General features: G+C 71.6%; 22 protein-coding genes, 1 rRNA gene and 1 pseudogene. 7 read left to right on the forward strand and 17 right to left on the reverse strand.

The genetic code is table 11. From position 1 onward, the window contains the following. Positions 1-21: 21 nt before the first annotated feature. Positions 22-924, reverse strand: coding sequence for a site-specific tyrosine recombinase XerD (gene xerD / locus ACLJOU_RS35080; RefSeq protein ID WP_410573579.1), 903 nt, complete (start codon positions 922-924; stop codon positions 22-24). A 92-nt stretch (positions 925-1,016) separates the two neighbouring features. On the opposite strand from xerD, the gene ACLJOU_RS35085 reads away from it, so the two are divergent. Continuing rightward, positions 1,017-1,544: a DUF1707 domain-containing protein gene (locus ACLJOU_RS35085; RefSeq protein WP_410573551.1), complete on the forward strand. Its 528-nt coding sequence runs from the start codon at positions 1,017-1,019 to the stop codon at positions 1,542-1,544. A gap of 139 nt (positions 1,545-1,683) precedes the next feature. Here ACLJOU_RS35085 and ACLJOU_RS35090 read toward each other — a convergent pair whose 3' ends face one another. The 5 genes from ACLJOU_RS35090 to ACLJOU_RS35110 all read right to left on the reverse strand — a co-directional run bounded on the left by ACLJOU_RS35090 (position 1,684) and on the right by ACLJOU_RS35110 (position 7,517). Next, positions 1,684-2,313, reverse strand: a complete 630-nt coding sequence (locus ACLJOU_RS35090; protein ID WP_410573552.1) for an NUDIX domain-containing protein — start codon at positions 2,311-2,313, stop codon at positions 1,684-1,686. Beyond that, a complete protein-coding gene (locus ACLJOU_RS35095) occupies positions 2,310-4,010 on the reverse strand; it encodes a CTP synthase (RefSeq protein ID WP_410573553.1) in 1,701 nt (566 codons plus the stop codon). Before ACLJOU_RS35095 ends, ACLJOU_RS35090 begins: the two co-directional genes overlap by 4 nt. A gap of 90 nt (positions 4,011-4,100) precedes the next feature. Next, positions 4,101-5,261: an acyltransferase gene (locus ACLJOU_RS35100; RefSeq protein WP_410573554.1), complete on the reverse strand. Its 1,161-nt coding sequence runs from the start codon at positions 5,259-5,261 to the stop codon at positions 4,101-4,103. Between the two features lie 234 nt (positions 5,262-5,495). Then, a complete protein-coding gene (locus ACLJOU_RS35105; protein WP_410573555.1) occupies positions 5,496-6,686 on the reverse strand; it encodes a S8 family serine peptidase in 1,191 nt (396 codons plus the stop codon). A gap of 162 nt (positions 6,687-6,848) precedes the next feature. Further along, a complete protein-coding gene (locus ACLJOU_RS35110; RefSeq protein WP_410573556.1) occupies positions 6,849-7,517 on the reverse strand; it encodes a GntR family transcriptional regulator in 669 nt (222 codons plus the stop codon). Between the two features lie 148 nt (positions 7,518-7,665). Here ACLJOU_RS35110 and ACLJOU_RS35115 point away from each other — a divergent pair. From ACLJOU_RS35115 to ACLJOU_RS35130, 4 genes and pseudogenes are all read left to right on the forward strand, one after another. Further along, positions 7,666-9,086, forward strand: a pseudogene (locus ACLJOU_RS35115) (NCS1 family nucleobase:cation symporter-1). Continuing rightward, a complete protein-coding gene (locus ACLJOU_RS35120) occupies positions 9,083-9,793 on the forward strand; it encodes an aspartate/glutamate racemase family protein (RefSeq protein WP_410573557.1) in 711 nt (236 codons plus the stop codon). The pseudogene ACLJOU_RS35115 and the gene ACLJOU_RS35120 overlap by 4 nt, the downstream one beginning before the upstream one ends. 92 nt (positions 9,794-9,885) lie before the next feature. Beyond that, on the forward strand, positions 9,886-11,151 hold the full coding sequence (locus ACLJOU_RS35125; protein ID WP_410573558.1) for an alginate lyase family protein: 1,266 nt from the start codon (positions 9,886-9,888) through the stop codon (positions 11,149-11,151). A 93-nt stretch (positions 11,152-11,244) separates the two neighbouring features. Further along, a complete protein-coding gene (locus ACLJOU_RS35130; RefSeq protein ID WP_410573559.1) occupies positions 11,245-11,664 on the forward strand; it encodes a peptidase inhibitor family I36 protein in 420 nt (139 codons plus the stop codon). 17 nt (positions 11,665-11,681) lie between these two features. Here ACLJOU_RS35130 and ACLJOU_RS35135 read toward each other — a convergent pair whose 3' ends face one another. The 4 genes from ACLJOU_RS35135 to ACLJOU_RS35150 form a co-directional block, all read right to left on the reverse strand. Continuing rightward, on the reverse strand, positions 11,682-12,632 hold the full coding sequence (locus tag ACLJOU_RS35135) for a copper transporter (protein WP_410573560.1): 951 nt from the start codon (positions 12,630-12,632) through the stop codon (positions 11,682-11,684). Then, positions 12,629-13,813 (reverse strand): putative cytokinetic ring protein SteA, encoded by a 1,185-nt coding sequence (gene steA, locus ACLJOU_RS35140; protein WP_410573561.1) that lies wholly within the window; start codon positions 13,811-13,813, stop codon positions 12,629-12,631. The genes ACLJOU_RS35135 and steA overlap by 4 nt, the downstream gene beginning before the upstream one ends. Positions 13,814-13,911: 98 nt before the next feature. Continuing rightward, entirely contained in the window at positions 13,912-15,087 is a 1,176-nt protein-coding gene (locus ACLJOU_RS35145) for a DUF1266 domain-containing protein (protein WP_410573562.1), read from the reverse strand. Beyond that, entirely contained in the window at positions 15,084-16,076 is a 993-nt protein-coding gene (locus ACLJOU_RS35150) for a zinc-binding alcohol dehydrogenase family protein (RefSeq protein WP_410573563.1), read from the reverse strand. The genes ACLJOU_RS35145 and ACLJOU_RS35150 overlap by 4 nt, the downstream gene beginning before the upstream one ends. 65 nt (positions 16,077-16,141) lie before the next feature. Here ACLJOU_RS35150 and ACLJOU_RS35155 point away from each other — a divergent pair, with 65 nt between their 5' ends. Continuing rightward, positions 16,142-16,585, forward strand: coding sequence for a MarR family winged helix-turn-helix transcriptional regulator (locus ACLJOU_RS35155; RefSeq protein WP_410573564.1), 444 nt, complete (start codon positions 16,142-16,144; stop codon positions 16,583-16,585). Between the two features lie 335 nt (positions 16,586-16,920). Continuing rightward, positions 16,921-17,535, forward strand: a complete 615-nt coding sequence (locus tag ACLJOU_RS35160; protein WP_410573565.1) for a VOC family protein — start codon at positions 16,921-16,923, stop codon at positions 17,533-17,535. Between the two features lie 36 nt (positions 17,536-17,571). On the opposite strand, the gene recN is transcribed toward ACLJOU_RS35160, so the two are convergent. From recN to rrf, 7 genes are all read right to left on the reverse strand, one after another. Next, entirely contained in the window at positions 17,572-19,353 is a 1,782-nt protein-coding gene (gene recN, locus ACLJOU_RS35165; RefSeq protein ID WP_410573580.1) for a DNA repair protein RecN, read from the reverse strand. A gap of 89 nt (positions 19,354-19,442) precedes the next feature. Next, entirely contained in the window at positions 19,443-20,369 is a 927-nt protein-coding gene (locus ACLJOU_RS35170; protein ID WP_410573566.1) for an NAD kinase, read from the reverse strand. Then, complete coding sequence (locus ACLJOU_RS35175; RefSeq protein ID WP_410573567.1) at positions 20,366-21,193, reverse strand: TlyA family RNA methyltransferase; 828 nt, start codon at positions 21,191-21,193, stop codon at positions 20,366-20,368. The genes ACLJOU_RS35170 and ACLJOU_RS35175 overlap by 4 nt, the downstream gene beginning before the upstream one ends. A 5-nt stretch (positions 21,194-21,198) precedes the next feature. Further along, positions 21,199-21,396 (reverse strand): hypothetical protein, encoded by a 198-nt coding sequence (locus ACLJOU_RS35180; protein WP_410573568.1) that lies wholly within the window; start codon positions 21,394-21,396, stop codon positions 21,199-21,201. Positions 21,397-21,481: 85 nt separating this feature from the next. Then, entirely contained in the window at positions 21,482-22,447 is a 966-nt protein-coding gene (locus ACLJOU_RS35185) for an HAD-IIA family hydrolase (RefSeq protein ID WP_410573569.1), read from the reverse strand. Beyond that, entirely contained in the window at positions 22,440-24,617 is a 2,178-nt protein-coding gene (locus tag ACLJOU_RS35190) for a hypothetical protein (RefSeq protein ID WP_410573570.1), read from the reverse strand. The genes ACLJOU_RS35185 and ACLJOU_RS35190 overlap by 8 nt, the downstream gene beginning before the upstream one ends. Before the next feature lie 96 nt (positions 24,618-24,713). Continuing rightward, positions 24,714-24,830: ribosomal RNA gene (rrf, locus tag ACLJOU_RS35195) — 5S ribosomal RNA — on the reverse strand. Between the last annotated feature and the right edge of the window lie 134 nt (positions 24,831-24,964).

The following is a 24,964-nucleotide window of genomic DNA, read 5'->3' on the forward strand; positions in this document are numbered from 1 at the left end:
CATGGATGGCTCCGGGGCCGGCTAGCCCAACGCCCGCGGGTGCGCCGTCGCGTAGACCTCGCGCAGGGTGTTCACCGTGACCAGCGTGTACACCTGGGTCGTCGTCACCGAAGCGTGGCCGAGCAGTTCCTGGACGACGCGGACGTCGGCGCCGCCTTCGAGCAGGTGCGTGGCGAAGGAGTGGCGGAGCGTGTGCGGTGACACGACGGCTTTGATGCCCGCTCGTTCGGCGGTGTCCTTGAGGACCTGCCAGGCGCTCTGCCGCGACAGCCGGCTGCCGCGGGCGTTGAGGAACAGCGCCGCGGTGCCCCGGCCGTGCGCGGCGAGCGCCGGGCGGGCGCGGACGGCGTAGGCGTGCAGCGCGGCGAGCGCGGGACGGCCGATCGGCACCAGCCGCTGCTTGCCGCCCTTGCCGTCGAGCAGCACCGTGCGGTCGGCGGCGTCGACGTCGTCGACGTCCAGCCCGACGGCCTCGGAGATCCGGGCGCCGGTGGAGTAGAGCACCTCCAGCAGCGCCCGGTCGCGCAGCGCGCGCTCGCCGTCCGGGGGCGGGGTCTCGAGCAGCCGCAGCACGTCGTCGACCGGCAGGGCCTTGGGCAGCCGCTTCGCCGGCGTCGGCGGCCGGACCTCGCGGGCCGGGTTGTGCTCGGTCAGCCCCTCGGCGTGCGCGAACTTGTGCAGGCCCCGCACGGCGACCAGGGCCCGGGCGGCCGACGACGCGGCCAGGGGCTGGTGCTCGTCGTCGCCCTCGCGCAGGGCGGCCCCGAAGGCGGTGACGTGCGCGGAGGTGACGTCGGCGATCTTCGCGACGCCCAGGGCGTCCAGGTGCGCGGCGTACCGGCGCAGGTCGCGGGCGTAGCTGTCCAGGGTGTTGCGCGCCGTCCCGCGTTCGACGACCAGGTGGTCGAGGTACGCGGCGATCACGCCGTCGGTGCTGCCCGCGGCTACCACGCCGTCACCTTAGGCCGCCGGACGCTCGTGACCCGGCAGAAACCCCGCTCGGCTACCTTGGATCCATGGGGTCCGAAGAACTCCGCATCGGCACGGCCGAGCGTGAGGAGGCGGCGAGGCTGCTCGCCGATCACTTCGGCATGGGCCGCATCACCCCGGACGAGTACGAGACGCGGGTGACCGAGGCCTACGCGGCGACGACGCTGGGCGACCTGCGGCCCCTGTTCCGCGACCTGCCGCCGCCCCACCCGGGCTTCTTCGGACCGCCGCCGAGCCCGATGCCGGCGCCGCCGTACGCGCAGGCCACCGCGCAGCTCCCGACGTACGGGCCACCGCTGCCGGACCCGTACGCGCCACCGGCGCCGTACGGGCCCGTGGCGTATTCGCACCGGTCGAAGACGGTGGCCGGGGTGCTGCAGATCGTGCTGCCCTTCGGCGTCGGCCGGTTCTACACCGGCCAGACCGGCCTGGGCCTGGCCCAGCTCTTCGCCACGTTCTGCACCGGGGTCGGCATCCTGTGGCCGATCATCGACGGCATCGTGCTCCTGGTCAACGGCGGCTCCGACGCCGAAGGCCGCCCGCTGCGCCCCTGACCCGAGCGCCCCTGACCCGAGCGCCCCTGACCCGAGCGCCCCAATGTGGCCTTGGTTGCGTCACACGCACCCAAGGCGGCCTTCGGTGCGTCTGACGCACCGAAGGCCACATTGGGGCGCTCGGGTCGGGGGGCGCTGGTCAGGACTGCTTGCGCTTGGCGAACGCCGTCGGGCGGTCCGCCCACGGGGCGTCCGCCGGGCGGGCCTCGGCCACGCCGGTGAGCACGGCGTGCGTGGCCAGCACCCCGGACACCGTGGCGCCGTTCAGCAGTTCGCCCGCCAGGGCCATCCGGACCGCCTCGGCGAGCGGGAACTTGCGGATCACCAGGTCCGCCTCCTCTTCGCCGAGCACCTCGCGGTCCACTTCGGACAGACCACGGGCCAGGAAGACCCGCACGACCTCGTCGGTGAAGCCCGGCGACGCCGCGACGTCGACCAGGGTCACCCAGTCGTCCGCGGCCAGGCCGGCCTCTTCGACCAGCTCGCGCTTGGCCGTCCCGAGCGGGTCCTCGCCGAGGTGGTCGATGAGCCCGGCGGGCAGCTCCCACAGCCGGCGCCCGATCGGGTGCCGGTACTGGTGGATGAGCGTGACCTGCTGCTCGTCGTCCAGCGCGACGATCGCGACCGCGCCGAGGTGCTCGATCACCTCGCGGACCGCGGTGTCCCCGTCCGGCATCACGACGTCGTCGATGCGCAGCCCGACGACGCGTCCGATGTGGACGTCCCGGCTGGCCGCGACGCTGAACTCGTGCTCGCCCGGCGCGCTCATCGGGCCGCCACCGGGGCCTCGGGCAGCTCGACCGGCAGCCGCTCGGCGACCTTGCGGTCCACCACGGCCTTGACGAACGCGCTGAACAGCGGGTGCGGCCGGGTCGGGCGGCTCTTCAGCTCCGGGTGGGCCTGCGTGCCCACGAAGAACGGGTGCTTGTCCGCGGGCAGCTCGACGAACTCGACCAGGTGGTCGTCCGGCGAGGTGCCGGAGAAGACCAGGCCCGCGTCCGAAAGCTGCTTGCGGTAGGCGTTGTTGACCTCGTAGCGGTGCCGGTGCCGTTCGGAGACCTCGGTGGTGCCGTAGGCCTTCGCGACCTGCGAACCCGGCTTCAGCTTCGCCGGGTAGGCACCCAGGCGCATGGTGCCGCCCATGTCCCGCTCCCCCGCGACGACGTCACGCTGGTCGGCCATGGTCGAGATCACCGGGTGCTCGGTGTTCTCGTCGAACTCCGACGAGCCGGCGTCGGTGATCCCGGCCAGGTGCCGGGCGGCCTCGATGACCATGCACTGCAGGCCGAGGCACAGGCCGAGCAGCGGGACACCCCGGGTGCGCGCGTACTCGATCGCACCGACCTTGCCCTCGATGCCGCGGATGCCGAACCCGCCCGGGATCAGCACCCCGTCCACATCGGACAGCACGGAGGCGGCCCCGGACGCGGTCTGCGCGTCGTCGGAGGCGACCCAGACGATCTCGACCTTCGCGCGGTGGGCGAACCCGCCCGCACGCAGGGCCTCGGTGACCGAGAGGTAGGCGTCCGGCAGGTCGATGTACTTGCCGACGACGGCGATCCGCACGATCTCGTTCGGGTTGTGCACCCGGTCGAGCAGGTCGCCCCACACCGTCCAGTCGACGTCGCGGAACGGCAGCCCGAGGCGGCGGACGACGTAGGCGTCGAGCGCCTCGCGGTGCAGCACCTTCGGGATGTCGTAGATGGACCGCGCGTCCGGGCAGGCGATGACGGCCTCGGTGTCGACGTCGCACATCAGGCCGATCTTGCGCTTGAGGTCCTCGGGGATCTCGCGGTCGGCCCGGCAGACCAGCGCGTCCGGCTGGATGCCGATGTTGCGCAGCGCGGCGACCGAGTGCTGGGTCGGCTTCGTCTTGAGCTCGCCCGACGGCGCCAGGTACGGCACCAGCGAGACGTGCAGGAAGAAGCAGTGGTCGCGGCCGACGTCGTGGCGGACCTGGCGGCAGGCCTCCAGGAACGGCAGGGACTCGATGTCGCCGACCGTGCCGCCGACCTCGGTGATGACGACGTCTGGCGACTGGCCGGTCTCGTCGGGGTCGGCGGCCGCGGTGATCCGGGCCTTGATCTCGTCGGTGATGTGCGGGATGACCTGCACGGTGTCGCCGAGGTACTCGCCGCGGCGTTCCTTGGCGATCACCTCGGAGTAGACCTGGCCGGTGGTGACGTTGGCCTTGCCGTCGAGGTCGCGGTCGAGGAACCGCTCGTAGTGGCCGATGTCGAGGTCGGTCTCGGCGCCGTCGTCGGTGACGAACACCTCACCGTGCTGGAACGGGTTCATCGTCCCGGGGTCGACGTTGAGATAGGGGTCGAGCTTCTGCATCGTGACGCGAAGCCCGCGCGCGGTAAGGAGCTGACCGAGGCTGGAAGCCGTGAGTCCCTTACCCAGAGAGGAGGCGACGCCTCCGGTGACAAAGACGTACTTGGTTGCCCGTGACTGAAGTCCCACGGGCCGCCAGCATATCCCACGGGCGCGGATCCGCGCGCGGTGACTCGCCCGACCCGCGTTTCGCGCCCCGGGCCACCCGCACGGGGGACCTCAGGCCGCGACCCGCGCCGGCCGCAGCCGCGGGCGCCCGGTGAGCGCCCGGCTCCCGGGAAGCCGCCGCAGGACCTCCACGATCAGGACGGTGAGGACGATCGTCGCCAGGTAGATGAGCACGCTGAGCCACGGCGCGCCGAACCGCTCCGCGACGTGCGGGATCACCGGCCCGAGCAGCGCCAGGGCGAGCGGGTGCACGAGGAAGATGCTGAACGACCGGTTCGCCGCCCACGACACGAGCCGCGCCCCGCGGCTGCCCTCCCGGCGGCGCGCCGCCCACCGCGTGGCGAACGCGTAGATCGCCGCGATGACGGCGAGGAACCACGGGATGAGGTACGGCTGGAACGGATCGCTGGCCACCTGCGGGAACGTTCCACTGTGGATGGTACGGAAGTAGTACCACTCGGTGCCGGCCAGCACCGCGACGAGCACGGCGCCGAGCAGCAGCCGGTGCCGTCCCGCCCAGGCGTGCACGGTCTCGAAGTGCATGGCCACCACGGCGCCGAACAGCGTGTAGAACTGGTACGGCAGGATCGTGCCGTACAGGTGGGTGATCGTCTCGTAGCTCACCCCGAGCGGCTGGTAGGTCATGAACAGCGTCACGCCGACCTGCACCAGGCCGCTGCCGAGCAGCAGCCACTTGTGCTTGCCCCGGGTCGCCCGCAGCACCTTCATCAGCACCGGGAAGAGCAGGTAGACCTGCATCGTCACGAGCAGGAAGTACAGGTGGTACCAGGCCCCGCCGGTGACGAGGTCCTTGAGCAGCAGGCGCATCGACGCCTCGAGCGAGCCCGGCTGCTGCGTCCCGGTCACCAGGGAGTACGCCCAGAAGAACATCGACCAGGCCAGGTACGGCGTCGCGACCAGCGGCAGCCGCCGTTGCCAGAAGTCGCCCGCGGTGAACTCGCGGCGGCGGTTCTGGAACACGAGCACGAATCCGGTGAGCGCGAAGAACGCCTCGCGGGTGAAGTGCAACGGCGTCTCGACGGCGTTGGCCCCGACGTCCTGCGCGAAGTTCGTCGCGCCCACCACGTGGATGAGGATGACGCAGGCGAACGTGATCAACCGGAAGAGGTCGATCTGGTGGAGGTAGGGCGCTTTGCCGCCCGGTCTCGCGGAGCGGGCGGGAGCCTCGAGCGTGGCCTGGGCAGTGGTCATCGTGCCGCCGATCCGGCACCGTCGTCGGCGTGGTTCACGTTCTCAGACTTGCCACCCATTCTGTGAATTTCCCATGAAGCCGCTGGGAAGCGCCTGTTGGCGGAGCTCATGGGGCGTGTCGGATATGCCACTCCCGCTCGGGATGCGTCGCTACGGTGATCATGTTAGTGCTCAGCGTGAAGGGCCACCAAGCGGGCGTGACGACGCTCGCTTGGTGGCCCCGGGTAACGGAAATCAGAAAGCAGCGGCCCCGTTCGGAGTACCGAGACCGGTCGGGCCGTCGTAGCCGGTGACCGCCGTGCACAGGTAGCTGCCGCCGCACGAGCCGTTGCTGCCGCCGCTCACGTCGTAGAGCGAGGACGTGTGGGAGTACACGGTGTTCGCCCCCGTGACGCCGCTGACACCACCCAGCGCGTAGACCCCGCCGACGAGCGGGGCGGCCACGCTGGTGCCACCGAACACCAGCCAGCCCGAGCGGCCTTGGTAGGCGGTGCTGTCGTAGACCGCCACGCCGGTGGCCGGGTCGGCGACGGCGCTGACGTCGGCCACGGTCCGCTTGCCGCAGCCGCTGTCGGTCTGCCACGACGGCTTGGTGATGTAGGCCGAGCAGCCGCTGCCCGCGCCGCTCCACGCCGTCTCGCTCCAGCCGCGGGTGTTCGACGCCCTCTTCAGGCTGGTGCCGCCGACCGCGGTGACGTACCGCGACGCGGCCGGGAACTCGACGCCGTACCCGGAGTCACCGGAACTGACCGTGATCGCGACGCCGGGGTGGTTGAAGTACTGGCCTTCGGAGCTCGCCTCGCCGGAGAACTCGCTGCCGCCGTAGCTGTTGCTGACCACTTCGGCGCCCAGCCGCACGGCCGTGTTCACTGCGGTGCCGAGGTCGGCGAAGCTCGACGAGGTGCCCTCGACCAGCAGGATGTTGCACTTCGGGCAGATCGCCGACGCCATGTCGAGGTCGAGGGAGATCTCCTGGGCCCAGCCGCCGTCCTTGCGGGGGTAGCTGGTGCCGCCGCTCTGGTCGGCCTTGGCGAAGCAGGGCGTGGTGCTCGCGTCGACCGACGACGGCGTGCAGGACGCGAGCGCGGGAATGCCGTACTGGGCGCGGTAGACGTTGACGTCGGCGAAGGCGGTCGGAGCGTCGTAGGCGTCCACGATGGCGATCGTGCGGCCCGCACCGGCGCTGCCCGCGAGCGAGCCGAGGTTGTACGCGGAGAGCAGGTCGGCCGGGCCGAGCCCGGACGGCGTCGCCGCCAGTGCGGCGGTGGTGTCGGTGTTGATCCAGGCGTTGCAGGCCGCGAACCCGGCCGGTGCGACCGAGCAGACGCGCTGGGCGTGGCCGTGGCCGGCGGGGGCCGCCTCGGCGACGCCGGTGACGGTGAGGGCGAGGGTGAAGGCGGCGGCGAAGACTGTCGCGCTACGCACAGTGAACCTCCGGGAAGGCGGGGACACGGTCGGCGAGAACCGGTGACCGACGACGGTAAGCCGCCGTTCGGCGGTGTGACACAGACCAAAGTCGCGTCACCGCTGGTGCGAATGGCTGAAAAAGCGGGCGCGCGGGACAATCGGCACCAAAGCGGCGGAGCCTCAGCCCGCGGGCCGCTCGCCGGGCTCTTCCCCGAAAAGCGAACGCAGCGTGACTTCGCGGTTCACACGCACGTGCTCCACCGCGGACGCCTTGGCGCGTTCGGCGTCCCTCGACGCGATCGCCTCGTACAGCCGGCGGTGCTCGTCGAGCAGCTCGGTCCAGTGCTCGTTCTGGCTCGTGAGCCAGCGGAGCCGGCCCTCCAGGGGCTGCAGCATCGTGGTCAGCAGTGCGTTGCCCGCGATGGCGACGATCTCGTCGTGGAAGCGCGAGTTCAGCACGGTGATCCGGGCCGCGTCGCCGCGGGCGGTCGCCCGGCCGGCGTCGGCGAGCACGCGCTCGAGCCGCTTCAGCTCCGCCGCCCCCGCGCGGGCCGCCGCCAGCCCGGCAGCCAGCCCCTCGAGGGCCTCCCGGACGTCGAACAGCTCCTCGACGTCGACCCGCGCCAACTGCCGGACGACGACCCGGCGCGGCGACTGGACGACGAGGAAGCCCTCCGCCTCGAGGCTGCGGATGGCCTCCCGGACCGGCACCCGGGAGACGCCGAGGTCGTCGGCCAGCTCACGCTCGACCAGCCGGTCGCCGGGGCGCAGCCGCCCGGTCAGGATCCGTTCGCGCAGCTCCTCGCGGACCCGCTGCCGGGTGGCCGCCAGCGGTTGCCGCTCGTTCACCGGACCCCTCTCTCAACACCGCCGTAACACGTCGTTACCCGAGTTTATCGGCCGGAGGGTTGACTCGGCTGGACCCGAGAGTGATATTTGGGATTCCAAAGTTTGGTATCCCAAATCGCCGTGCTCCCACGTCGATCGGAGGGCCCGCATGACCGCCGCCCCGCTCACCGAACCCTCGCAAGAGACCACCACCCCACCCGACCCGCGGCTCTGGAACGAAGACCTGGCCCCGCGCAGGAACGCCGGTGGAAGGTCTACGACATCTTCGCGCTGTGGATGTCCGACGTGCACAACCTCGGCAACTACACCTTCGCGGCCGGGCTCTTCGTGCTCGGGCTGTCGGCCTGGCAGGTGTTCACCGCGCTGCTGTTCGGGTTCGTCGTCATCTACGCCGGCATGAACCTGATGGGCCGGATCGGCCAGCGCACCGGCGTCCCGTTCCCCGTCGTGGCGCGGATCAGCTTCGGCACGTTCGGCGCCAACCTGCCCGCGCTGATCCGCGCGGTCATCGCGATCTTCTGGTACGGCATCCAGACCTACCTGGCGAGTGTCGCCATCACGCTGCTCGTGCTGACCATCGACCCGGGCCTGAAACCGTTGACCCAGCACGGGTTCCTCGGCCTGCACGCCCTGGGCTGGATCTGCTTCGTCGCGTTGTGGGCGGTCCAGGCGCTCATCCTGACCCGCGGCATGGAGTCGGTGCGCAAGTTCCAGGACTGGTGCGGCCCGGCGATCTGGGTCGTGATGATCGCCCTCTCCGTCTGGATCCTGGCCGCCGGGCACTGGCACATCTCCTTCACCAGCAGCCCGAAGCAGCTGTCCACCGGGGAGCAGATCCGGCAGTGGTTCGGCGCGGCCGGGCTCATCCTGGCCACCTACGGCACGCTCATGCTCAACTTCTGCGACTTCTCCCGCTTCGCCCCGGACCAGAAGACGGTCAGGCGCGGCAACTTCTGGGGCCTGCCGATCAACTCGACGGCGTTCGCGCTGCTGTCGGTGGTCGTCACCGCGGGCAGCATGCAGGTGTTCGGCGAGGCCCTCACCGACCCGGCCGAGCTGCTGGCGAAGGTGCACAACACGCCGGTGCTGATCGTCGGCGCACTGACCTTCGCGGTGGCGACCATGGGCGTCAACATCGTCGCCAACTTCGTCTCCCCCGCCTACGACCTCGCCAACATCTGGCCGAAGCGGATCAGCTTCACCGTCGGCGGCATGATCAGCGCGGTCGCCGCCCTGTGCGTGCTGCCGTGGAAGCTGTATTCGTCCCCGGCGGTGGTCAACTACTTCCTCGGCGGGCTCGGCGCGTTCCTCGGCCCGCTGTTCGGGATCATGATCGTCGACTACTACCTCATCCGGCGCGGCAAGGTCGACGTCGCCCAGTTGTTCGTCGACGGCGGGAGCTACCCGCGCGTGAACCCGCGCGCACTGGTGACGTTCTTCCCGACCGCGGCCCTGTCCGCCGTCATCGCCCTCGTGCCGTTCTTCGCGCCGGCCGCGCCGTACTCGTGGTTCATCGGCACGGCTTCCTCAGCGGCCCTGTACTTCGCGGTGTCGAGGAAGCACCGATGAAGATCGTCGTCACCAACTGCAACACCACCGAGGCGATGACGAAGGAGATCGAAGCCGGGGCCCGCGCGGCCGCGAGCCCCGGCACCGAAATCCTCGCCCGCACGCCGCGCTGGGGCCCGGAGTCGGCCGAGGGCTGGCTGGACAGCTTCCTGTCCGCCGCGGCCGTGCTCGACCTGCTGCGGGGGCTGGACGAACCGTTCGACGCCGTCGTGCTCGCCGGGTTCGGCGAACACGGCCGCGAGGGCGCGCGTGAACTGCTGGACGTCCCGGTCGTCGACATCACCGAAGCGGCCGCGCACCTGGCCTGCCTGCTCGGCCGCCGCTACGGCGTGGTGACCACTTTGGACCGGACGTGCGGGCTGATCGAGGACAGCCTGCACGCGGCGGGGGTCGCGCAGAACTGCGTCACGGTCACCGGCGCCGGGCTCGGGGTGCTGGAGCTGACCGACGAACGCCGGACGGAGTCGGCGTTGCTCACCGCCGGCCGGCGCGCGCGGGACGCCGGCGCCGAGGTCCTCGTGCTCGGCTGCGCCGGGATGACCGGGCTGGACCGGAAGATCGCGACGATGCTGGACATCCCGGTCATCGACGGCGTCGCGGCCGCGGTCCGGCTGGCGGAATCCCTGGTGGCACTGGGGTTGACGACGAGCCGCGCGGGCTCGTACGCGCGTCCGCTCGCCAAGCGCCGCACCTGGCCCACGGATTGACACCGGCCCGCCGGGGAAGCCAGAATCCCGGCAGCCGTACCGCCGCCCGGTGACGAGTGGGGACTTTGCCGTCCCCGGGGAAGGCGGTCGAGGTGCGAAGGGTATTGGGCGCGCTGGCGTTGTCGGCGAGCATGCTCCTGGTCCCGGTGAGCGGGACGGCGGTGGCCGCGTCGCCACCGCACACCGTCGTCACGGACGGGAGCAAGCTCGCGGCCATCCGGCAGGCGATCCGCAGCGGCCACGCCACGGCGGCGCAGCGCAGCGCGCTGAAGACCGTGCTGCACAAGGCGAACACCGCGCTGACCGCCGGGCCGTGGTCGGTCGTGGACAAGCCGTCGGCGCCGCCGAGCGGCGACAAGCACGACTACCTGAGCCAGGCGCCGTACTGGTGGGCCAGCCAGCCGAAGACGCCGGAGAACCCGCAGGGCTGCCCGTACGTCAGCAAGGACGGCCAGCGCAACCCGGAGGCGGACGCGATCACCGACCACACCTACCGGATGTGGGCGTGGGACGCGATGTACTACCTCTCGCTGGCCTGGTACTACACCGGTGACGCGAAGTACGCGAAGCGGGCGGCGCTGGACATCCGGACCTGGTTCCTCGACCCGGCCACCAAGATGAACCCGAACATGACGTACGCCCAGCTCATCCCCTGCAAGACCACGGTCAGCGGCACCGGGATCATCGACTCGACCCAGTCGTTCAGCCAGCTGGTGGACGCGTTCGCCCTCCTCGACGGCGGCGCGCCGGGCTGGAGCGGCAAGGACCGGTCCGGGATCAAGGCGTGGCTGACCCAGTACCTGGACTGGATGCAGACCAGCCCGCAGGCGAAACTGGAACTGGCCGCCACCAACAACCACGGCACGTTCCTCGACATGCAGAACGCCGCGGTCTCGGCGTACCTGGGCAAGCGTGCCGACGCGAAGAAGATCGTGCGGGACGCCGAGCAGAAGCGGTTCCCGGTGCAGTTCGCCGCCGACGGCAGCCAGCCGCTCGAACTGTCGCGCACGATGTCGTGGCACTACGTCAACTTCAACCTCACGGCGTGGGGCCGGCTGGCGGAGATCGGGAAGAACCTCGGCGTCGACGTCTGGAAGTACCGCGCGCCGAACGGCGTCACGTTGCGAACGGTCGTGGACCAGCTGATCCCGGGAGCGCTGCACGGCGCGGCGGCCTGGCCGCACCAGCAGATCGGCGTGTTCGACCAGTCGATCGCGGCGGACATCTTCCACGCGGCGGCCGAGGAAGCCCACGACACCGCGGCGGCGGCGGCGCTCAAGCAGATGCCCCAGCCGGCGGGCGGCGACACCTGGCCGGTGCGCGTGTCCTGCTTCCCGCTCGACCCGCCGCTGCGGTGACTCGGCCGTTCGGGTGATCACGACCGGCGGCCCTCAACCGGGACGACGGCCGGAGTGTGGTCACGGCAGCGCACTACGATTCGGGAGGTCACAGTGAGGAAGCACCTTGTCCGGGCGTTGCTCGCCGTCGGCGGAGCCGTCGCCTCGCTCGCCACGGCCGCACCGGCGGCGAACGCGGCGACGGCCCGCAACGGCATCTGCGAAACGGGCGAGTTCTGCCTGTACTACGGCCCCGGCGAAACCGGATCCGTCTCGGACTTCAGCGGGTCGATCCCGAACTACGGCAGCACCCAGCCGGGCTGCTACGAGTTCAAAGGGCCGGGGGCCGGTCAGGGGCAGTGCGTGAAGAACAACGCCCGATCGGCGAAGAACAACACCAGGATCTACGTGGTGAAGGTGTATTACAACAGCAACTACGGCGGCTCCAACGTCACCTACAACCCCGGTGGCGCGGGAGATCTGGGCTCCCTCTCCCGGGAGAACGCCTCCCACCTGTTCGAGCCCGTCAGCTGAAACCGCGCCGGCCGGGATCAGTTCCCGGCCGGCGCGGTGACGCCCGGGGCGGGGGCCTGGGCATTGCCGGCGATGCCGTACCGCCCGGCACCCCCGTCGAGCTGTTCCTTCAGCGCCAGGATCACGCTCACCCGGCCCGCCGACGTGTCCGCGTTGTCCACGGTGGACAGAATCGACGTCGCCGAGGTGTCCGCGCGGACCACGCCCAGCGCGCCGGTGCCGTCGGCCGAGCCCGCGTCACCGGCGAGCACCGTGCCCGCGCCGCTGCGGTCGAGCTGCGTCGCGAACCGGGCGATCGTCGCCGCTCGGTCGCCGGCGCCGTCGCCGGTCGCCTCGGCGCCCGTCAGCACCACCGCCAGCTGCGCCGGCTTGACGTCCGGGCCCGCCTTGGCGAACCCACCGTCGGTGAGGCCGCTCAGCGCCGCCGCCAGCTCTTCGGGCGAGGACTGCGGTTTCGCCGTGGTCTTGTCCAGCAACAGCACGGATCCGAGCAGCGCGCCGGCGAGGGTGCCCGAGTCACCCGCCGTCGGGAACTTCGAGCCGGCCGGCTGCAGCCGCGTGACGACGTCGCGGAGCTGGTCGGCCTTCGCCGGGTCGGCGAACGCCGACGTCAGCTGCACCTCGCCGGTCACCGCCGCGCCGGCCTGGCCGATCAGCTGCTTGAGCGCGTCCCGGTCGGCCGGGCGCGCGTCTGCGGTGGTCACCAGGACCACCGACCGCTTGTCCAGCGCACCGGCGACGACCTTCGGGCCCATCGAGCCGGCGAAGGCGTCCGCGTCGGCCAGCCGGGCGCTGAGCGCGTTGCGCTGCGCCTCCAGGTCGGCGACCTGGCTGCCGAGGTCCTTCTTCTCCCCCGCCAGCCCGGACAGCAGCGTGCCGTTGAGCGCGGTCGAGCCGAGCACGACGCCGACGGCGAGCGCCAGGAAGCAGGCGGCGATGGAAACTACGTGGTACCGCAGCGAAATCACGTGAACAGTCCCTTGACCCAGGCGGCGAACGAGTTCCAGGTGTGCTTGAGCCAGTCCAGGTAGACCGAGCCCACGTCGGACACCAGCAGCGCCGCGGCGACCACCACCACCGCGGCGAGCACGAGCAGGACGACCGCGCCGATCGACACCCGGTTGCGGTGCAGCGTCGCCACCGCCTTGCCGTCGACGAGCTTCGTGCCGAGCTTGAGCCGGGTCAGGAACGTCGACGGGTTCGAGCCGGACCGGCCGTGGTCGAGGAATTCGCGCAGCGTGGCCTGGAAACCGACGGTGACGACCAGGGTCGCGCCGTGCGCGTCGGCCAGCAGCAGCGCGAGGTCTTCGGCGTTGCCCGACGCCGGGAAGGTCACCGCGCCGATACCGAGGTCCTGGATGCGCTCGACACCGGGGGCGTGCCCATCGGGCTGGGCGGGCACCACGACTTCGCCGCCGCCGCGCAGGGTCGGGGTGCCGATGCCGGTGGGGTCGCCGACGATGACGTCGGGCCGGTACCCCTGCACGCGCAGGGTGTCCGCGCCGGCGTCGACGCCGATCAGCACCGGGCGGTGCTCGGTGATGTACTTCTTCAGCTTCTTGAGGTCTTCGGCGTGCCCGTTGCCGCCCGCGACGACGAGCACGTGCCGGTCGCGCAGCGGCACTTTCAGCTCGGGCACGCCGACGCCGTCGAGGATCAGCGTGCGCTCGCGGCGCAGGAACTCGATGGTGTTGGCCGAGAACGCCTCCAGCTGCGTCGACATCCCGGCCTTGGCCTCGATCATCTGGTCGGCGACGCTCTCGGCGGTCTGCAGGATGCCGGAGGCGACCTGCCGCTCGCCGATGTAGACGACGCCGTCGTGCAGCCGCAGCTTCGTGCCGTCCTTGATCGAGCGCAGCAGCTCACCGCCGACCGAGTCGACGAGCGGGATGCCGGCCGCGACGAGGATCTCGGGCCCCATGTTGGGGAACCGGCCGGAGATCGACGGCGACGCGTTGACCACGCCCGCGACCTCGGCCTCGACCAGGGCGTCGGCCGTCGCGCGGTCGAGGTCCAGCTGGTCGAGCACGACGATGTCGCCGGGACTGATCCGGCGGAGGAGCTCCCGGGTGCGGCGGTCCACCCGGGCGACCCCGGTGATCCCCGGCAGGGGTTCCTGATTCCGCGTGAGCAGACCCGTGAGCTTCATGTGGCCGATGGTGACAAATTTGCTCGTGGGACGAGGTACGCCACGCCGTAGCCCCCGTGACTCGTTGTGGTGAGCCGCGTCGCCCTCCCCCGGGCGGGTCAGGCGTCGGACTCCTCCGAAAGCGAGCCGAAGTCCAGGTTCAGCCAGGGGCTCGCCGGGTCCTGAAGGAGCTGGTGGTGGACGCGCACGGCCGCCGGGTACCACTCGCCGAACTCGTCTTCGCCGCCGTGCAGCACGCGGCCCATGACGTAGCCCGCCGACAGGTCGGCCCATGACTGGTGGTAGCGGCGGGCCAGGGACCCGGCTTCGAGCACCATCAGCTCGGCGCTCAGCGCGTCGCAGTAGCCGGCCGCCAGACCCCCGCGGGCGATGGTGATCGCGCGGCCGACGTCCCAGGACAACGCCGTCGTGACGCACCCGTCCGCGTCGACCAGGCCGTCGGCGCGCAGCCGCCGCTCGTACCGCGACACCCGGCGGACGGTGTCGCGCAGCTCGTCGGCCTGGTCTTCGGCGTTGTTCTCCACGCACCACCGGTCCACCAGCCGCGCCCAGGTCAGCGGTTCGAACTCGGCGCCCGGCAGCCCGTACTCGGCGGCGAACCGCAGGCGCAGCATGAGGACGAGGTTGCCGGGTGTGAGCGCGTAGCCGTCGCCGATCAGGCCGGTCATCGTCGCGCGCCAGGCGGGCGGGTCGGGCACGCCCCACCAGTCCCGCAGGCTGCGCACCTCGGCGACGTAGTCGTGGTAGCGGCCGTCGAGCAGGTTCCACGGCGCCGCGTTGAGCACGGCCAGGTGCGCCCCGCAGGCCAGCGCGTGCGCGATCGGCCCTTCGAGGTGCCCGTACGGCGCGGTGATCAGCCGCTCGACCTGCTCCTCCAGCGGCGTGACCTCGCCGGCGTGCGCGTCGAGCCACGGCTGCAGCGTCGCGCCCGGCAGCCGCCACTCGCTGCGGGTGCCGCGGTTGAACACCACGCGCTCGTGCCGCCCGACGCCGTCGACCGCCCAGTCGAGCGAGCCGCTCATGGCCACGACGTCGGGGCCGAGGTCCGGCAGCGCGCCACGGCTGAACACCTGGAGGAACTCGTCGCCGCCGGTCTCGAAGTAGACGTTCGGGAAGGTCTCCGCCCGCTCGTCGAGGATGCTCCGGGCGTCCGCCCGCCGGATCGGCACGAACAGCTCCTCGCCCGCGAGCAGGCCGAGGTAGCGGTCGAGGTCGCCGTCCCGCCGCGCGGCGGCGAGCTCGGCTTCGACGTCGGCGGGCGGCGGCAGGATCACGGGGCGGCTTCCTCCGCTCGGCCGGTCAGCACGACGAGCTTGCCCGCCGTCCGGTTGTGCTCCAGGTCGTCGTGCGCCTGCCGGATCTCCGCCATCGGGTAGACCTTGACCGGGCCGAGGCTCGCTTCGCCGCCGGCGATCCGGTCGAGGTGGCGCTGGAGGACGGGGGCGGGCAGGTCGTCCGCCTCACCACCATAAGCGGTCAACCGCACCCCGGCGGGAAGGTAGCCGATCGGATAAAAATTCGAGATCGTCCACTCGTCGGACAACATGCCGGTGAAGCAGACGGTCCCGTGCACGCGGGTGGCGTTCAGGGTGTCCGGCAGGGTGGGCGTCCCCACGAGTTCGAGAGCGGCGTCGACGCCTTCGGGCGCGATCTTGCGGACCTGCTCGGCGACGTTCCCGTCGTCCAGCAGCGGGTGGTCGACGCCGTGTTCGCGCAGGGTCTCGAGCCTGCCGGGCTGCCGGGTGGTGGCGAAGACCGTGGCGCCGAGGTCCTTCGCCAGGGTCGCGGTGGCGAACCCGAGCGCGGACGTGCCGCCGCGGATGAGCAGCGTCTGGCCGTCCCGCAGGTCGAGGCCGGTGGTGAGCGAACCGTACGCCGTCTGGAGCGTCTCCGGGACCTGGCCGATGACCTCCCACGGCAGCGCGGAGCGGAAGGGGATGACCTGGTTCTCGGGCACGAGCGTGTATTCGGCGTAGCCGCCGTCGAACGTGCGGCCCATGCCGCCCATCATGGTGGCGACCTGCTGTCCTTCGGCGAGACGTCCGCTCGGATCGGCGTCGACGACCCCGACGGCCTCGATCCCGGGCACCCGCGGGAAGGTGACGCCTTCGGCCAGCCCGAGCCGGGTGTGCAGCTCGGACCGGTTGAGGCCGAACGCTCTAACCGCGATCCGGACCCAGCCGGGCTTCAGTTCGGGCAGCGGGAGCTCGGTGAGCTCGAGGTTCTCGACCGGCCCGGGTTCTCGCAGTACCACCGCGCGCATCGGGGATCCTTTCTTCGCGAGCGAACAGTCCGCACAACAACTGTCCGCACGAGTACTATTCCGGCGTGAGCCTGTCCCGGGAACACGACGCCGCGTGGCGGGGCTTCCTGCGCTCGTCGGCCTTGCTGCTGCGGGTGCTGGACAACCAGCTGCGAGCCGAGCACGGCCTGCCGCACCGGACGTACGACGCACTGGTCCAGCTCTCGGAGGCCCCCGGCCGGCGCCTGCGCATGAAGGACCTCGCCGACGCGCTGGTGCACAGCACGAGCGGCCTGACCCGCCTGGTCGACGGTCTGGAGCGCGCCGGGTTCGCCCGCCGTGAGGTGGATCCGGCCAACCGCCGCGCCACGCAGGTGGTGCTGACCCCGGCGGGTCTCGCGGCGCTGGAGAAGGCGTGGCCCACCCACGTCCGCGGCGTGGAGCGCTTCTTCGCCGAGCACGTGAGCCGCGAAGAGGCGCGGACATTGGCGGAAGTGTTCGGGCGGATCAACGCCGACCTCGAGAGCTGACCGGCATTCGATCATTTCACCGGCGGGTACTCGATTTCTCCGAGTCATTTACCATTCATTTAACAAAGCCTCTTCGTCGTTGCCTGCCACCTTCAGGAATTCCTGTTGGAAACTGACGGACCGCGCTCCCAACAGGCGAAAGGCGCGGCTGGGCCGTTCGCCGCAGCGTGGTGACTGTGGGTTTCCGAGCCGTATCGGAACGCTGTCACAATTCTCAGGAAGATTAATCGCGAGTAGCCCGGATACTGGGTCGCACAGCCGACGGCTGTGCAATGCATCTTCCGTGGGGGCGATCGCATTGTGCCACGTTTTCCACGCCACCCAGGAGTTCGCCCATGCTGTCCAGCGATGCCGGCGTTGCCGGAACCGGCGCGGTGCCGGTCGTTCCCACCCTGCCCGACATCCCGGCGCCGCGCCTCGCCGCGCTCGAGGGCCCGCCGCGCCCTACGCTGCGGACCGGCTTCAACCACGCCGCCCTGTCCGTGACCGACCTCGACCGCGCGGTCGCCTGGTACCAGCACGTCTTCGGCCTGAAGCTGCTGCTCGGCCCGTTCGCGATCAGCAGCGACGCGCCCGGCGGCGGCCCCGCGTCGGACATCTACGGCGAGGGGTGGCAGAGCGCCCGGATCGCGCACCTGGCCATGCCGGGCGGCACCGGGATCGAGCTGTTCGAGTTCACCGGCCCGGTCGCCGAGCGCCGCGTCGAGAACTTCGACTACTGGCGCACCGGCGTCTTCCACATCTGCTTCACGGTCGAAAAGGTCGCGGAGACCGCCACCCGCATCACGCTGTTCGGTGGCCGCCAGCGCAGCAAGATCCACCAGGTCGGGCCGGAATCGTGGTTCTGCTTCTGCGAGGACCCGTTCGGCAACGTGCTGGAGCTCGTCGACCAGACCTTCGAGCAGCTGTTCACCCCGCCGCCGGGTGTCGAAGACCCCGACGCCTGCTGAGACGGCGCCCGCTGGGGCGCCCCGGGTGCCCCAGCGCTACTTCTTCTTCGCCGCGCGCTTCTTCTTCGGCTCGAACTCGGTCTTGTCCTTCTCCGCGGTCGCCAGCAGCTCCTCGGCGTGCGCGCGGCCCGTCTCGTTGTCCATGCCGGCGAGCATCCGGGCCAGTTCGCTGACCCGCTCGGTCTGGCTCAGGTTCTTCACGCCGCTTCGCGTGACACCGCCGCTGTGGCCCTTGTCCACCACCAGGTGCTGGTCGGCGAACGCCGCCACCTGCGGCAGGTGCGTGACCACCAGGACCTGGTGGGTCCGGGCCAGCCGGGCCAGCCGCCGGCCGATCTCGACCGCCGCGCGGCCGCCGACGCCCGCGTCGACCTCGTCGAACACCAGGGTCTGGACGGTGTCCGCGTGCGCCAGGACCACCTCGATCGCCAGCATCACGCGCGACAGCTCACCACCCGAAGCCGCCTTGTGCACCGGCAGCGGCGGCGCGCCGTCGTGGGCCCGCAGGAGCAGCTCGACGTCGTCGACGCCGTCCGGGCCCGCGTGCACCGCGCGGCCGTCGATCGGCAGCGCGTGCGTGTCACCGTGTTCGGCCGGGCGCTGCTCGACCGTCACCTCGATGGCGGCCTGGCCCATCGCCAGCCCGGACAGCTCGCGCGTGATCTCCGCCGCCAGCTCGGCCGCTGCCGTCTCGCGCGCGGCCGACACCTCGGCCGCGTGCGTGGCCAGCTGGATCGCGAGCTGGTCGCGCCGCAGGGCCAGCTCGGCGAGCGCCTCTTCGGACGTGTCCATCGATGCCAGCCGGCGCCGGGCGTCGTCGGCCCAGGCGAGCACGCCGTCGACGTCCGCGGCGTACTTGCGGGTCAGCCGCTTGAGGTCGGACTGGCGGGCCAGCACCTTCTCCAGCAGCGCCGGGTCGGCGTCCAGCGTCTCGACGTAGGTGCCCAGCTCGGCCCCGACGTCGGCGAGCAGCACCGACGCCTCCTCCAGCCGTGGCGCCAGCTCGCGCAGCACGGCGTCCTCCGCCGTCGACAGCCGCCGCAGCGCCTCGGAGACCAGCCCGGCCGCGCCCGGGGCGTCCGGGTCGCCGTCCGGGGAGCCGGACACCGCGATGTGCGCCTCGGTGGCCGCCGCGCGCAGCTCGTCGACCGCCGCCAGCCGCTTGATCTGGTCGGTGAGCTCGACGTCCTCGCCCGGTTCGGGCGCGACGGCGTCGATCTCGGTCAGCCCGTGCTTCAGCAGGTCGGCCTGCTGCGCCATCTCGCGCGAGCGCGTCGACCGCTCGGTCAGCTCGGCGATCACCGCCAGCCACTCGGCCCGGACCTCCCGGTAGGCCTGCAGCGGCTTGGCGACCGCGTCACCGGCGAACCGGTCGATCACCGCGCGCTGCTCGGCCGGGCGCAGCAGCCGCAGCTGGTCGTTCTGCCCGTGCACCGCGATCAGCTGTTCGGACAGCTCCGCGAGCACCCCGACCGGCACCGACCGGCCGCCGAGGTGGGCACGGGACCGCCCGTCGACAGCGACCGCGCGCAGCGCGATCACGCTGCCGTCCTCGTCCACGTCCGCGCCCGAATCGGCGACGATCCGCTCGGCCCCTTCGACCCCGGAGTAGGTGAACCGCCCTTCGACGAACGCCTTCAGCATTCCCGTCCGGACCTTGGACACCTCGGCGCGGCCCCCGGACAGCAGGTGCAGCCCGGTGACGACCATGGTCTTGCCCGCACCCGTCTCACCGGTCACGACGGTGAAGCCCGCGTGCAGTTCCAGCAGGGCGTCCTCGATGACTCCGAGGCCCTGGATGCGCATCTCGGCCAGCACGCCGCCTACGGTAGCGGCCACCACCGACACTCTGCGCGCCCGGGCACCCGCGCGTCGCCGATATGTTCGAACAATGCGTTCAGCGGCAGCTATTCGCAGGGGCGGGCGTGGCGCTCGCGCCAGCTCTTCACCGGCAGCGAGAACTTCTGCACCAGCCGATCGGTGAACGGGCCGTCCCACAGCCGGACCAGCCGCACCGGGGTCGTGCCGCAGGTCACGCGCACCCGCGCGCCCGGCGGCAGGTCGATCGGCCGGGTCCCGTCGCAGGTCAGCACCGCGGACGAGCCATCCGGGTCGATCCCGACGGTGATCACCGAGTCGCGGGAGACCACCAACGGCCGCGCGAACATCGCGTGGGCGTTGCTCGGCACCACCAGCAGTGCCTGGACGTCCGGCCAGATGATCGGGCCGCCCGCCGAAAAGGCGTAGGCCGTCGAGCCGGTCGGTGTGGCGCAGAGCACACCGTCGCAGCCGAAGGCGGACACCGGACGGCCGTCGACCTCGATCAACGCGTCGAGCACCCGCTCCCGGGTGCTCTTTTCGACGCTGGCTTCGTTGAGCGCCCAGGTGCGGGCGACCTCTTCACCGTCGTGGGTGACCGAGACGTCGATGGTCATCCGCTCTTCGACCTGGTAGTCGCCGTCGACGACCCGCTGGACGGTGTCGGCCAGCGCATCGGAGTCGGCTTCGGCGAGGAAGCCGACGCGGCCGAGGTTCACGCCGAGCACCGGCACCCCGGCGGGGCGGGCCATCTCGGCCGCGCGCAGCAGTGTGCCGTCGCCGCCGAGGACGAAGACCAGCTCGACGCCGTCGGCGGGGTTGTCGTCCGGGTCGACGACGGTGCAGGTCGCGCCGACGCCGTGCTCCTCGGGGTTGATCAGCGCGCAGACGTCGTGCTCGGTCACCCGGATCCGGATGCCGGCCTTGGCGAAGCGGGCCGAAACCTCGCGCGCGGCTTCGCCCGTCGCGTCACGATCGGGGTGCACCAGGAGGAGCACTTCACGTTCGGTGGTCATGCGGGCCCTTCCTCGACGGCGGTCCGGACGAGCCGCTCGGCCTCAGACCTGTCTACCGCGTCCACTGTGGACTCGGCCACGTGGGCTTTGCCGAGCCACACGAAGTACTCGACGTTCCCGGACGGCCCGGGCAGCGGGCTGGCGGTCACCCCGCGCAGCGCCAGGCCGAGTTTCGCGGCCTCGTCGATGACGGTGAGCACGGACTCGGCGCGCAGTTCGGGGTCCCGGACCACGCCGCCGCTGCCGAGGCGGTCCTTGCCCACCTCGAACTGCGGTTTCACCATCGGCACCAGGTCGGCGCCTTCGCGGGCGCAAGCGGCGAGCGCGGGCAGTACGAGCTTGAGGGAGATGAAGCTCAGGTCCCCCACGACCAGGTCGACCGGCCCGCCGAGGGCGTCGGGCGTGAGGTTGCGAACGTTGGTGCGGTCCATGACCACGACACGTTCGTCGGTGCGGATCCGCCAGTCGAGCAGGCCACGACCCACATCGGCGGCGATCACGGTCGCGGCGCCGTTGCGGAGCAGGACGTCGGTGAAGCCGCCGGTGGAGGCGCCGGCGTCCAGGCAGCGCTTGCCTTCGACGGACAGGCCGGTGAACGCGTCCAGGGCGCCGAGCAGCTTGTGCGCGCCACGCGAGGCCCAGCCGGGGTCGTCTTCGTCCTTGACGACGATGGGGGCGTCGGATTCCACGCCGGTGGCGGGTTTGGTCGCGACCATGCCCCGCACGGTGACCTTGCCGCCGGTGATCAGGGCCGAGGCCTGTTCACGCGACCGGGCGAGGCCGCGCCGAACCAGTTCCGCGTCGAGGCGGGCCCGCTTGGGCACGCCGATCAGACCTTGTCGATGCTGGACAGGGCGACCGTCAGCTCGGTGTGCACGGCGTCGAAGCGCTCGACGTGCTCCGCGAGCGGCAGCGCGTCCAGGTCGTCCAGCCCGGCGACGGCTTCGTCGATGCCGGCGCGCGGGTCGGTCTGCTGCGCGAACGCACCGGGCGGCGGGCCCGGGACGGGAAAGGGGTGGTCCTGCACAGTGCAGACGGTATCAGGGGCTTTGGGGGGTCCAGGGGGCTTGTCCCCCCGGCCGGGGTCCGGGGCTCGGCCGGGGAAGGTTCAGTCAGGACAGTGCTGCTCGGGCGCGCTCGCCGAGTTCGGTGACACCGGTCTCCCAGGCCGTGTGGCACAGCGCCCGGAGCAGGTCCAGGTCATCGCCGTCGCCGTCCGCCGTCAAGGTGCCGTTCTCGACGGTCACGGTCCAGCCGGGCCGCGGGCCGATCTTGAGGTTGTCGGCCGGCTCGATGAGCGCCGTGAGGTCCTTCGCGAGGTACGTCGCCCGCTCGGCCGGCACCGCCTCGATCAGCTGCTTCGGCGTCGCGACGCCCGACAGCACGACCAGGGAGTCGATGCCCGCGGCGACCGCACCGGCGATGTCGGTGTCGAGGCGGTCCCCGACGGCCAGCGGCCGCTCCGCGCCCGCCGACCGGGCGGCGGTCTCGAACAGCAGCGGCTGCGGTTTCCCGGCCACCAGGGGTTCGACGTCGGTGGCGGTGCGCAGCGCGGCGACCATCGAGCCGTTGCCGGGCAGCAGGCCCCGCTCGCTGGGCAGCGTCGCGTCGACGTTGCAGGCCACCCACAGCGCGCCGGCGCGGATGGCCAGGCAGGCCTCCGCCAGCGCGGCCCAGGTGTTGTCCGGCGAGTGCCCCTGCACGACGGCCTGGACGCCGTCGCCGTTCTCCCGCACCGGCTTCAGCCCGGCCCCGGCCACCTCCGCGGCGAGCGCTTCGGTGCCGACGACGAGGACCTCGGCACCGGCGTCGAGCCGTTCCGTGAGCAGCTGCACACCGGCTTGGGCGCTGGTGTGCACCTCATCGGTCCCGGCGGGCATGCCGAGGCCGGTGAGGTGCGCGACGACCTCGTCGGGTGCCTTGGAGGCGTTGTTCGTGACGAACCGGACCGGCGTGCCGTGCTCCCGCGCGGCCCGCACCGCCTCCGGGGCACCCGGGATCACCCGGGTGCCGTGGTAGACGGTGCCGTCGAGGTCGAAGAGGACCGCGTCGTAGGCCGCGAGGAGAGCGTCACTCATCGGTTTCTTCGGCGTCCTTGTCGTCGTGTTCGTTGGCCAGCTCGGCGGCGCGTTCGGCCGCGTCGGTCTCGTCTTCGGCGTCGGCCTCGGCGGCGTTGAGGAACCAGCGGACGGCTTCGTCCTTGCGCCCGGCAGCCGCGAGGTTGTCGGCGTAGGCGTAGAAGAGACGAGCGCTCCACGGGTCGCGTTTCTCGGCCTTGAGGTCGTCACCCTGCAGGGAGACGACGGCGGCGTCGAGCTGCCCGAGGTCCCGCCGCGCGCCGGCCGCGACGATGGCGAGCTCGACCTGGGTCGCCTTGTTCAGCTTCGCGGTATCTGTTTCCTTGGCCAGGTCGAGGGCGCGTTCGGGGCGCCCGAGCGCGCGTTCGGCGTCGGCGATGATGGCGATGTGCTCGTCGCTGCGCGTCATCCGCCGGACGGCCCGCAGCTCGGAGAGGGCCTCCGACCAGTTACCCGCGTGGTAGGCGACCAGGCCGAGGGCTTCCCGCACGATCGGCACGCGCGAGGCCTTGGCCTTGGCGTACTTGGCGTGCTCGAGGGCGGCCTCGGGATCGCTGTCGATCAGCCCCCCGGCGGCGACGAGGTGCTTCCCGACGGTCTCGGCGAGGCCCTTGGGCAGCGTCCTCAGCTCGCGGCGGGCGTCCTCGTCGAGGTCGGAGAACTCGACGTCCTCGGGGAGCTCGGGAGCTTCGAGGAGTTCCTTGGCGAGCGCCTCGTCGTCGAGCGCCGCACCGACCTTGGGCCGCGGCTCCCGACGGGGCCGGTCGGCACCCGTGCTGCGGGTGTTGTCGAAGCGCTTGCCACCGCCGGCGCGGTCACCACGGTCACTACGGTCACCACGGTCGCCGCGCGAGTCATCCCGGCGGTCGTCGGACCGGAACCCGCCGGGCCGCGAACCGCGGTCGTCGTCGCGGCGCTGGTAGGTGCCGCGCTCACCCCGCGACTCATCGCGGCGATCGTCGGAACGGGAACCGCTCGTGCGAGGGCCGCGGTCGTCGTCGCGGCGCTGGAAGCTGCTGCGCTCACCCCGCGAATCGTCGCGGCGGTCGCTGCCACGGTCGTCCGACCGGAACCCACCGGTGCGGGGGCCGCGGTCATCGTCGCGGCGCTGGTAACCGCCCCGCGAATCGTCCCGGCGGCCGCGGTCGTCCGAGCGGAAGCCACCCGGCCGCGAACCACGGTCGTCGTCGCGGCGCTGGTAGCTGCCACGGGAGTCGCTGCGACGGTCCCGGTCGTCCGAGCGGAAGCCGCCCGTGCGGGGGCCGCGGTCGTCGTCACGCCGCTGGTAGCTGCCACGGGAATCGTCGCGGCGGTCCCGGTCGTCCGAGCGGAAGCCACCCGTGCGAGAGCTACGGTCGTCGCGGCGATTGCGGTCATCCGACCGGAACCCACCGGGACGGGAACCACGGTCGTCATCACGCCGCTGGTAGCTGCCACGGGAATCGTCGCGGCGGTCGCGGTCACCCGAACGGAATTCACCCGTCCGGGAGCCGCGCGAATCGTCGCGGCGACCCCGATCGTCGGACCGGAACCCGCCGGGCCGCGAACCGCGGTCGTCATCGCGGCGCTGGTAGCCGCCGCGCGGGTTGTCGCGGCGGTTGTCGTCGCGGTTGTCGTTGCGATTGTTGTCGCGGTTGTCGTCGCGGCGGTTCTCCCACCGGGGCTTGCGGTCGCCGTACGACGACTTGCCCTGGGGGCGGCCGCCGCGGTCGTCGAAGCTACGGCCGGGGTTGTCGCCGCGGGTTCCGGAACGGCTGTTGCCGCGGTCCTCGTACCGGCCGGTACCCCGGTCTTCGTTACGGCCGCCGCCGGAGAAGCGGCCACCGCCCGGCCGGCCGCCGGAGTCACGGCTGCCGTAACCGCCGCGGCGGTCGTCGCGCTCGCCGGAGCCGCGCCCGCCACTGCCGCTGCCGCTCTGACCTGCGTATCCTCCGCGCTGATCGCGGTCACGGGGACCGTCGCCGCTGCGGAAGGGCTTGCCGGCGCCGCGGGCACCGCGGTCGTCACGGCGCGGGCGTCCCTGGTAGCCACCGTCGCGGCCGCCGCGGTCCTGCCGCGCGCCGCCCTGGCTCTTCCGGGGTCCGTCCGACCGGCCCCGGGAGCCTTCGTCCCGGCGTGCCGACCGGCCTGACCCATCATCCGCTGAGTCTCGTCGACCGAACTCGGACACCTGGCCTCCTGCCATGAAAAAATCTTGTCCTGGACATACGCGTACGGCCCGCTAGGGCAGCCAACTGGCTATCCTAACGGGCCGTACGGAAGGTAAGTTCGGCGGTGTCCTACTCTCCCACAACCCTTCGGTTGCAGTACCATCGGCGCTGTCAGGCTTAGCTTCCGGGTTCGGAATGGGACCGGGCGTTTCCCTGACGCTATAACCACCGAAACACTCCGAAACAACACACACCGTCTGCTGGTGTGGTGTTTCAGAACCGTAGAGTGGATGCGTAACATCTTTGTAGGCAAGTCCTCGGCCTATTAGTACCAGTCAACTCGACAACACATTACTGTGCTTCCATT

This window comes from Amycolatopsis sp. cmx-4-61 (assembly GCF_046548775.1).
In the GTDB taxonomy this organism is placed as follows: Bacteria; Actinomycetota; Actinomycetes; order Mycobacteriales; family Pseudonocardiaceae; genus Amycolatopsis.

Excerpts from the sequence above, each read along its gene's own strand:
- ACLJOU_RS35160 (WP_410573565.1), top strand. The coding sequence starts at position 16,921 with ATGCTGTCCAGCGATGCCGGCGTTGCCGGAACCGGCGCGGTGCCGGTC.
- ACLJOU_RS35170 (WP_410573566.1), bottom strand. The coding sequence starts at position 20,369 with ATGACCACCGAACGTGAAGTGCTCCTCCTGGTGCACCCCGATCGTGAC.
- ACLJOU_RS35100 (WP_410573554.1), bottom strand. The coding sequence starts at position 5,261 with ATGACCACTGCCCAGGCCACGCTCGAGGCTCCCGCCCGCTCCGCGAGA.
- ACLJOU_RS35150 (WP_410573563.1), bottom strand. The coding sequence starts at position 16,076 with ATGCGCGCGGTGGTACTGCGAGAACCCGGGCCGGTCGAGAACCTCGAG.
- ACLJOU_RS35185 (WP_410573569.1), bottom strand. The coding sequence starts at position 22,447 with ATGAGTGACGCTCTCCTCGCGGCCTACGACGCGGTCCTCTTCGACCTC.
- ACLJOU_RS35090 (WP_410573552.1), bottom strand. The coding sequence starts at position 2,313 with ATGAGCGCGCCGGGCGAGCACGAGTTCAGCGTCGCGGCCAGCCGGGAC.
- steA (WP_410573561.1), bottom strand. The coding sequence starts at position 13,813 with ATGAAGCTCACGGGTCTGCTCACGCGGAATCAGGAACCCCTGCCGGGG.
- ACLJOU_RS35120 (WP_410573557.1), top strand. The coding sequence starts at position 9,083 with ATGAAGATCGTCGTCACCAACTGCAACACCACCGAGGCGATGACGAAG.
- ACLJOU_RS35085 (WP_410573551.1), top strand. The coding sequence starts at position 1,017 with ATGGGGTCCGAAGAACTCCGCATCGGCACGGCCGAGCGTGAGGAGGCG.